General features: G+C 74.6%; 4 protein-coding genes and 1 pseudogene. 4 read left to right on the forward strand and 1 reads right to left on the reverse strand.

The window, feature by feature from the left end; genetic code table 11:
- The first annotated feature begins 18 nt into the window (after positions 1 to 18).
- From BZZ08_RS32125 to BZZ08_RS32140, 4 genes are read left to right on the forward strand one after another with little or no spacing between them, the layout of a single operon-like run.
- Positions 19 to 1,104: an S-(hydroxymethyl)mycothiol dehydrogenase gene (locus BZZ08_RS32125; RefSeq protein ID WP_104635720.1), complete on the forward strand. Its 1,086-nt coding sequence runs from the start codon at positions 19 to 21 to the stop codon at positions 1,102 to 1,104.
- On the forward strand, positions 1,101 to 3,554 hold the full coding sequence (locus BZZ08_RS32130; RefSeq protein WP_104635721.1) for a GcvT family protein: 2,454 nt from the start codon (positions 1,101 to 1,103) through the stop codon (positions 3,552 to 3,554). Before BZZ08_RS32125 ends, BZZ08_RS32130 begins: the two co-directional genes overlap by 4 nt.
- Positions 3,555 to 3,575: 21 nt before the next feature.
- Complete coding sequence (solA, locus tag BZZ08_RS32135; RefSeq protein ID WP_104635722.1) at positions 3,576 to 4,724, forward strand: N-methyl-L-tryptophan oxidase; 1,149 nt, start codon at positions 3,576 to 3,578, stop codon at positions 4,722 to 4,724.
- The gene (locus BZZ08_RS32140) at positions 4,721 to 5,851 is read left to right on the forward strand and encodes an aromatic ring-hydroxylating oxygenase subunit alpha (RefSeq protein ID WP_104635723.1); all 1,131 of its coding nucleotides are present in this window, start codon (positions 4,721 to 4,723) and stop codon (positions 5,849 to 5,851) included. Before solA ends, BZZ08_RS32140 begins: the two co-directional genes overlap by 4 nt.
- Here BZZ08_RS32140 and BZZ08_RS32145 read toward each other — a convergent pair.
- Positions 5,848 to 8,783, reverse strand: a pseudogene (locus tag BZZ08_RS32145) (hypothetical protein); the annotation flags it as partial. The gene BZZ08_RS32140 and the pseudogene BZZ08_RS32145 sit on opposite strands and share 4 nt — an antisense overlap.

Genomic DNA, 8,783 nt, shown 5'->3' on the forward strand with positions numbered 1-8,783 from the left:
ACAGCAGAGGAGCTTGTCGTGCCACACGAGGTCCGTGCCGTAGTCGCTGTGAAGAGGGGCGCACCCGTGGAGGTGCGGACGATCGTCGTCCCGGACCCGGGGCCCGGCGAGGTGCTGGTCGCCGTACAGGCCTGCGGGGTCTGTCACACGGATCTGCACTACCGGGAGGGCGCGGTCACGGACGACTTCCCGTTCCTGCTGGGCCACGAGGCGGCCGGCACGATCGAGGCGGTCGGTGAGGGCGTCGGCGGACTCGCGCCGGGCGACTACGTGGTCCTGGCGTGGCGGGCTCCCTGCGGTGGCTGCCGGTCCTGCCGGCGCGGCCGTCCCTGGTACTGCTTCGAGTCGCGCAACGCGGCACAGCCGATGACCCTGCTGGACGGCACCCCGCTGACCGCCGCCCTCGGCATCGGGGCCTTCGCCGGGAAGACCCTGGTCGCGGCCGGGCAGGCGGTGAAGGTCGACCCGGCCGCCCGGCCCGAGGCCGCCGGTCTCGTCGGCTGCGGGGTGATGGCCGGTTACGGCGCCGCCGTCAACACGGGCGGCGTGGGCCGCGGCGACTCGGTCGCCGTGATCGGCTGCGGCGGCGTCGGCGACGCGGCGATCGCGGGCGCCGCCCTGAACGGCGCCGTGAAGGTCATCGCGGTCGACGTGGACGGCGGGAAACTGGACCGGGCGGAACGGTTCGGCGCCACGCACACCGTCGACTCCCGCGGCACCGACCCGGTCGAAGCGGTCCGCGCGCTGACCGACGGACACGGCGTGGACCTCGCGATCGACGCCGTGGGGCTGCCGGAGACCTTCCGCCAGGCGTTCTACATGCGCGACCACGCGGGCGTACTGGTCCAGGTCGGGGTGCCCACCCCGGACACGGCGGTCGAACTCCCGCTGCTCGACGTGTTCTCGCGCGGCGGCGCGATCAAGTCGTCCTGGTACGGGGACTGCCTGCCCAGCCGCGACTTCCCGTTCCTGATCGACCAGTACCTGCACGGGCTGCTGGACCTCGGCGCGTTCGTCTCGGAGACGACGGCGCTGGACGGGGTGGAGGAGGCGTTCGCCAGGATGCACCGCGGCGAGGTGCTGCGCTCGGTGGTGGTCCTGTGACCACCCGTGCCCCCGGTCGCCCGCCCCGCGTGGTCGTCATCGGCGCCGGTGTCGTCGGCTGCTCGCTCGCCGACGAACTGACCGCCCGCGGCTGGACGGACGTCACCGTCCTCGACCAGGGCCCGTTGCCCGCGCCCGGCGGCTCCACCTCGCACGCGCCCGGCCTCGTCTTCCGGACCAGCCCGTCCCGCACGCTGACGGCCTTCGCCCAGTACACCGTCGAGAAGTTCGCCGCCCTCACCTGGGACGGCGTCCCGTGCTTCCAGCAGGTCGGCGGCCTGGAGCTGGCGACCACCCCGGAGCGCCTCGCCGACCTGCACCGCAGGGCCGGGTACGCCACCTCCTGGGGTGTGCACGGCGAGATCGTCGGCGCCGCCCGCTGCCGGGAACTGTGGCCGCTCCTCGACGAGTCGGTGGTCCTCGGCGGCTTCCACACCCCGGGAGACGGCCTGGCCCGGGCCCTGCACGCCTGCCGCGCCCAGCTGGACCGCGCCGTCGCGCGGGGCGCCCGCGTCCTGGACCGGCACACGGTCACCGGCATCGAGCGGGCGGACGGCGGGGTCACCGGAGTGGTCACCGACCGCGGCACCTTCCCCGCCGACCACGTCGTCTCCGCGGCGGGCTTCTGGGGGCCGGTCGTCGGCCGTATGGCCGGGGTCGACGTCCCGCTGCAACCGCTCGCCCACCAGTACGCGCGGACCGGGCCGCTGCCCGGACTGCTCGGTGCCACGGCGGACGCCTCGAAGCCGATCCTCCGCTTCCAGGACCGGGACCTCTACTTCCGTGAGCACGGCGACCGGCTCGGCATCGGCTCCTACGCCCACCGTCCGCTGCCCGTGGACCCGTTCGCCGTCCCCGGCTACGACGAGGCCCGCGCCCGGGACATGGACATGCCGTCGTCGTACCCCTTCACCCCCGAGGACTGGGCGCCCAGCTGGGAGGACTGCCGCCGGTTGATGCCCGCCCTGCGCGGGGCCGGGATCGAGTCGGGCTTCAACGGCGTCTTCTCCTTCACCCCGGACGGCATGCCGGTCCTCGGCGAGTCCCGGGCGCTGCGCGGCTTCTGGCTGGCGGAGGCGGTCTGGGTGACCCACTCGGCCGGGGCCGCCAGGGCCGTCGCCGAGTGGATGGTGGACGGCCGTCCGTCGCTCGACGTGCACGAGTGCGACCTCACGCGGTTCGAGGAGGCGCAGCGTTCACCGGCGTACATCCGTGAGCGCGGTTCGCAGCAGTTCGTGGAGGTGTACGACGTCGTCCACCCGCTCCAGCCGGCGGAGCGGCCACGCCCGCTCCGGGTCAGTCCCTTCCACGCCCGTCAGCAGCAACTCGGCGGGTACTTCCTGGAGGGCGGCGGCTGGGAGCGCCCGCACTGGTACGAGGCCAACGCCCCGCTCGCCGCGGACCTCCGGCTGCCCGGCCGCGACGCCTGGTCGGCCCGCCACTGGTCCCCGATCGCGGCGGCGGAGGCGCGCGCCACCCGCGAGCGGGTCGCCCTGTACGACATGACCCCGCTGCGCCGCCTGGAGGTCGCCGGTCCCGGAGCCCTGGACTTCCTCGACCGCATGACCAGCAACAACCTCCGCAAGAAGCCCGGAGCGGTCACCTACACGCTCCTCCTGGACGAGACCGGCGGCATCCGCTCCGACCTCACCGTCGCCCGCCTCTCCCCCGGTCACTTCCAGGTCGGCGCCAACTCCCGCGCCGACCTCGACCACCTGCTCCGCCACGCACCCGACGGTGTCCACGTCAGGGACATCACCTCCGGCACCTGCTGCGTCGGCGTCTGGGGCCCGCTGGCCCGCGAGCTGGTCCAGCCGCTGACCCCGGACGACTTCTCGCACGAGGCGTTCGGCTACTTCCGCGCCAGGCAGACCCACGTGGGCCATGTGCCGGTCACCGCCCTGCGCCTGAGCTATGTAGGTGAGCTGGGCTGGGAGCTGTACACCACGGCCGACCTCGGGCTCCGGCTCTGGGACACCCTGTGGGAGGCCGGGCAACGGCTCGGCGTGATCGCGGCCGGGCGGTCGGCCTTCAACTCCCTGCGGCTGGAGAAGGGGTACCGGGCCTGGGGCACGGACATGACCGACGAGGACAACCCCTACGAGGCGGGCGTCGGCTTCGCCGTCCGCATGGACAAGGCGGACTTCCTCGGCAGGGCCGCGCTGGAGCGCGCGGGCGAACCGGAGCGGCGGCTGACGCCCCTCCTCCTCGACGACCCCGGCGCCGTGGTGCTCGGCAAGGAGCCGGTGTACGTGGACGGCGTCCCCGCCGGGTACGTGACCAGCGCCGCGTACGGCTACACGCTCGGCCGCTGTGTCGCGTACGCCTGGCTGCCGGCCGCTCTGGCCGCCGGGACCGGCGTGCACGTGGAGTACTTCGGCGAGAAGGTGCCCGCCACGGTCGCCGAGGAGCCGCTGTTCGATCCCGGGATGACCCGTATCCGCCGTTGACCGCCCCCCAGGAGGCCCCTGTTGTCCCCCACCTACGACGTGATCGTCATCGGTCTCGGCGGCATGGGCAGCGCCGCCGCCCACCACCTCTCCGCGCGGGGTGTCCGCGTGCTGGGCCTGGAGAAGTTCGGCCCGGTGCACAACCGGGGCTCCAGCCATGGCGGTTCGCGGATCACCCGGCAGTCGTACTTCGAGGACCCGGCGTACGTACCCCTGCTGCTGCGCGCCTACGAGCTGTACGAGGACCTGGAGCGGGCCACCGGCCGCGACATCGCGCTGCTCGGCGGCGGGGTGATGGTCGGCCGCCCGGACTCGTGGACGGTCTCCGGCTCGCTGCGCTCGGCCCGCGAGTGGGACCTGCCGCACGAGATGCTGGACGCCCGGGAGATCCGCCGCCGCTTCCCGACGCTCACGCCGGGCGACGACGAGGTCGCGCTGTACGAGGCCAAGGCCGGGCTGCTCCGCCCGGAGAACACCGTGGCCGCGCACCTCCAGCTCGCCACCCGGCAGGGCGCCGACCTGCACTTCGACGAACCGATGACCCGCTGGGAGCCGTACCGCGACGGCGTGCGGGTGCACACCGCCGAGAACACGTACACCGCTTCCCACCTGGTGATCTGCCCGGGCGCGTGGGCGCCGCGGCTGCTCGCCGACCTCGGGGTGCCGTTCACGGTCGAGCGGCAGGTCATGTACTGGTTCCAGCCGCGCGGCGGCATCCGCCCCTTCCGTCCCGCCAGGCATCCGATCTACGTCTGGGAGGACGCGGCCGGCGTCCAGGTCTACGGCTTCCCGGCCATCGACGGCCCCGACGACGGCGCCAAGGTCGCCTTCTTCCGCAAGGGGCGGGCCACGACCCCCGAGACCATCGACCGCACCGTGCACGACCACGAGGTCCGGGCCATGGCGGACCACATGTCGGCCCGCATCCCCGACCTGCCCGGCGCCTTCCGCAGGGCCGCGACCTGCATGTACACCACCACCCCCGACGAGCACTTCGTCATCGCCCGCCACCCGGCGCACCCCGACTCGGTCACCGTGGCCTGCGGCTTCTCCGGGCACGGGTTCAAGTTCGTGCCCGTCGTCGGCGAGATCCTCGCCGACCTGGCCCTGACCGGCACCACCGCGCACCCCATCGGCCTCTTCGACACCGCCCGAGGAGTACGCACGTGACGACGACTCCCCCGTCCCCCAGCCTCGTCCCGACGCTGCCGGGCCGCTACTACACCGACCCGGAGGTCTTCCGCCAGGAGCAGCGGCACGTCTTCGAGGCGCTGTGGTTCTGCGCCGTGCGCGGTGCCGACCTGGAGCGGCCCGGCGCCTTCCGCACCGTGCAGGTCGGCCGCGAGAGCGTGATCGTCACGCGTACCCGCACCGGCGGGCTGCGCGCCTTCCTGAACATCTGCCGGCACCGCGGCGCCCGGCTGTGCCTGGAGGAGTCCGGCGAGGTGCGCCGCACCCTGCAGTGTCCGTACCACGCCTGGACGTACGACCTCGACGGAAGGCTGGTGGCCGCGCCCAACCTGACGAAGATGCCCGATGTGGACCGGTCGGCGTACGGACTGGTCGAGGTCGCCCTGCGCGAGTGGCTCGGCTATGCCTGGGTGTGCCTGGCCGAGGAGCCGCCCTGCTTCGAGGAGACGGTGCGCGGCGCGGCCGTCGAACGGCTCGGTGATCCGGCCGCCGTCGAGCGGTACGGCACCGAGGGGCTCGCACTCGGCCGACGTGTCCGGTACGACGTGCGGGCCAACTGGAAGCTGATCGTCGAGAACTTCATGGAGTGCTACCACTGCGCGACGATCCACCCCGAACTCACCGACGTGCTCCCCGAGTTCGCCGACGGCTACGCGGCGCAGTACTACGTGGGGCACGGGGCCGAGTTCGGCGACGGGGTGCAGGGCTTCACGGTCGACGGCAGCGAGGGCTTCGGCAGGCTGCCCGAGGTGCCGGACGGCCAGGACCGCCGCTACTACGCCGTCACCGTGCGGCCGACAGTCTTCGTGAACCTCGTGCCGGACCATGTGATCCTGCACCGCATGTTCCCGCTGGCCGAGGACCGCACGGTGGTCGAGTGCGACTGGCTGTACGCGCCCGAGGTCGTGGCGTCCGGGGCCGACCTGTCCAAGTCGGTCGAGCTGTTCCACCGGGTCAACACCCAGGACTTCGCGGCCTGCGAGCGGACCCAGCCGGCCATGGCGTCCCGGGCCTACCGGGCGGGCGGGGTGCTGGTGCCGACCGAGCACCACATCGGAGGCTTCCACGCCTGGCTGCTCGGCCGGCTCGGCGAACCGCCCGCCTAGGCCGGTGACTGTGCGGGGCGTTTGTACATGCGGGTCGCCGTGATCTCGCTGTGCACCGGCTCGCCCTCCCCCTCGGCGGCCGGCGTCGGCTGCGGCAGGCCCGGCCGCAGGTGCTCCTCCACGCTGATGTACTTCAGTCCCGCCCTGAGGTCGGCGTCGTTGCGCAGCCGGATGACCAGCGGGAACTCTGCCAGCGCGGTCGTGTCGAACAGGCCTGTGGTGTACAGGAGCTGCACGCCGAGCGCGTCGGACACGGCCCGCTGGAGCTCCAGCAGGTAGGTGGCGTTGGCACGGCCGATGGGGTTGTCGAGGAACAGGGTGCCGGCGTGGCGGTGCCGGTCGTGGCCCCGGTCGTTGCTGCGCAGCGCGGCCATCGTGCAGTACAGGGCGATGGCGGCGGTGAGCAGCTGGCCGCCGGAGAAGACGTCGCCCATCTGGCCGACGGGGACGCGCTCGGCGCGCAGTACGGCGTCGGGCTTGAGGATCTCGACGGCGACGCCCTTGGGCTGCAGGGCGGCGGCCACACCGCGCAGCAGCAGGGACATGCCGTCGCGGCGCAGGTCGGAGTTCTTCTTCACGGCCGCGCGGGTGGCCTCGTCGACGACCTCGCCGAGCCGCTCGGTGAGGGTGGCCTGGTCGGGCTCCTCGAAGCGGATGCGCAGGAACTCCTGCCCGGACCACTCGCCGAGGCCCTCCGGCAGCCGGGACAGCCGCTGGGCGGCGCGGAGGGTGGCGAGGGCGGACTCGACCAGGCCGCGCAGCCGGTCCACGATCGAGTCTCGGTTGCGCTCCAGCTGGGACAGCTCGTCGGTGAGGACGCGGAGCCGGGGCGCGAAGGCGTCGGCCCACTTGGCGGCGTGCTCGGGCAGCGCGGCGACGGGCAGTTCGCGGATCTGCTGGCGGGCGGGCGTGCGGACCTGCTCGTAGCGGGTGGAGTTGGCGTGCCGGACGAGGACGTCGCTCGCCTCGCGTACGGCGGCCTCGGCGGCGGACAGGTCGGCGGCGCAGCCGCGCAGCGAACGGCGGGCCTCGGCGGCGGACCGGCGGGCCTCCTCCAGGTCTCCGGCGTAGGGCTCGGGTTCCTCCTGCTCCTCCTCGGGCGCGTGTTCGCGCAGCAGGTCGCGGAGCAGGGCGGCGGTCTCGTCGAAGCCGCCGGCCGCGTCCTCGGCGGCGCGGTGCGCGTCGAGCAGTTCGGCGTGGGCCTCGCGGGCCTGGGCCAGGGCCTCGGTGCAGGCGGCGAGTTCCGCGGTCGCCGTGCGCAGCAGGGTCTGGGCGTGCTCGACGTCGCGCGGCTGGAGCTCCTCGGGGAGGTCGGTGTGGGTCTCGCCGTCCTCGGGCGCGTGCCGTTCGGCCTCGCCGCGCAGCCGGCCGAGCTGTTCGCTCGCGCTGGACATGCGGGTCTCCAGGAGCTGCACCAGCTCCTCGGCGCGGGCGGCGGCGGCCTGTCGGGAGGGCCCGTCGGAGCCGTCGGGCGATTCCAGGAGCTGTCCGGCGCGGGTGCGGACCTTGTTGCTGAGCCGGTCGAGGTCCGCGCGGGCCGCGCTCTCGTCGCTCTCCGCGCGGGCCTGTTCGGCGCGCAGGTCGGCGCCGACGCCGACCTTCTCGTACACCTGGGAGGCGGCGCGGTAGGCCTCGCGCAGGTCGGGCAGGGACGCCTTCGCCTTCGGCGCCCCGGCACCGTCCCCGGGTGCCTCTTCCGGTACGTCGTCGGGGGCACCGGCGATCTCGGAGCGCTCGGCGCGCAGTGCCCGCGCGGTGCGGCGGGCGTCGTCGGCGGCGCGCTGGGCGGCACGCCGGTCCTCGTCGGCGGCGCGGGCCCGCTCCAGACAGGCCCGGGCGCGGGCCTCGGACTCGGCGCCCTCGTCGGCCAGTTCACGGAGTCTGACCTGCCAGCCGGCGCGTTCGCGCAGCCGGAAGGCGAGGCCGGCGAGGGCGTCTGCGGCGCGGCGGGCCTTCTGTGCGGCCTCCTGCCGCTCGTCCCGCAGGTGGACGGCCTCGGCGGCGCTCTCGTCGGCCTCGGCCCGCACGGTGCGGGCCTCGGTCAGCTCGGCCTCGGCCTCCTCGGCGAAGGCGCGGGCCTCCTCGGCGGTCCCGGCGAGTTCCGCGAGGCGTCCGGCCGGGCAGCCGGTGCGCCAGGAGGCGAGCCGGGCCGCCAGCTCGCGGTCCTTGCCGAGGCGGGCGGCGAGGGTGCGGATCTCCTCGTCCCGCTCGCCCGCCCGCGCGCGCAGGGCGTGCCGCTCCTCGTCGGCGGCCTGCTCGTCGTGCATGGCCGGGTTCGGCGGTACGAGGAAGACGTCCCCGGTGCCGGACTCGGGGGCCGGGGGCGGGGCGAGGAGGGCGGCGGCCGTGCCGACGGCGACGGCGGAGCGCGGCAGCAGGGCCGCGTCGCCGAGGACCTCGCGGGCGCGGGTGTGCGAGTCCGGGTCGGTGATGATCACGCCGTCGACCAGCTCGGGGCGGGCGGCCAGCACGCGTGCGTGGTCGGCGGGGTCGACGGCCTGGGCGAGATAGCGCCAGCCGGGCAGGGCGGGGATGCCGTGCTCGCCGAGGAACTCGACGGTGGCCAGCACGTCGGGTCCCGGCGGCAGCAGGCCGCCGTCGCCGAGCGCGCCGAGGATGCGGGAGTCGTCGGCGGCGGCGGTGCGCAGTTCGAACAGCTGGCGTTCGGCGGAGGAGACGGTGTCGTCGAGCAGTTCGCGCAGTTCGTCGGCGAAGCGGTCGAGTTCCTCGGGGGTCAGCGCGCCGTCCGTCGCGGTGGGGGCGGCGGTCCGGTCGGCACGGTCGGCGTCCCGGCGGGGCTGGGGGATGCCCGGGCGGGTTTCGGCGGCCAGGCCGAGCAGTTCGGCGAGGCGTTCCTCCGCGGCCAGTGCCTCGGCGGTGCGCCGCTCGGCCCGGTGGGCGCGCTCGGCCGCGGTGGCCGCGTCCGCCGCGC

The sequence above is a fragment of the Streptomyces sp. MH60 genome (genome assembly GCF_002939385.1).
Classification (GTDB): domain Bacteria; phylum Actinomycetota; class Actinomycetes; order Streptomycetales; family Streptomycetaceae; genus Streptomyces.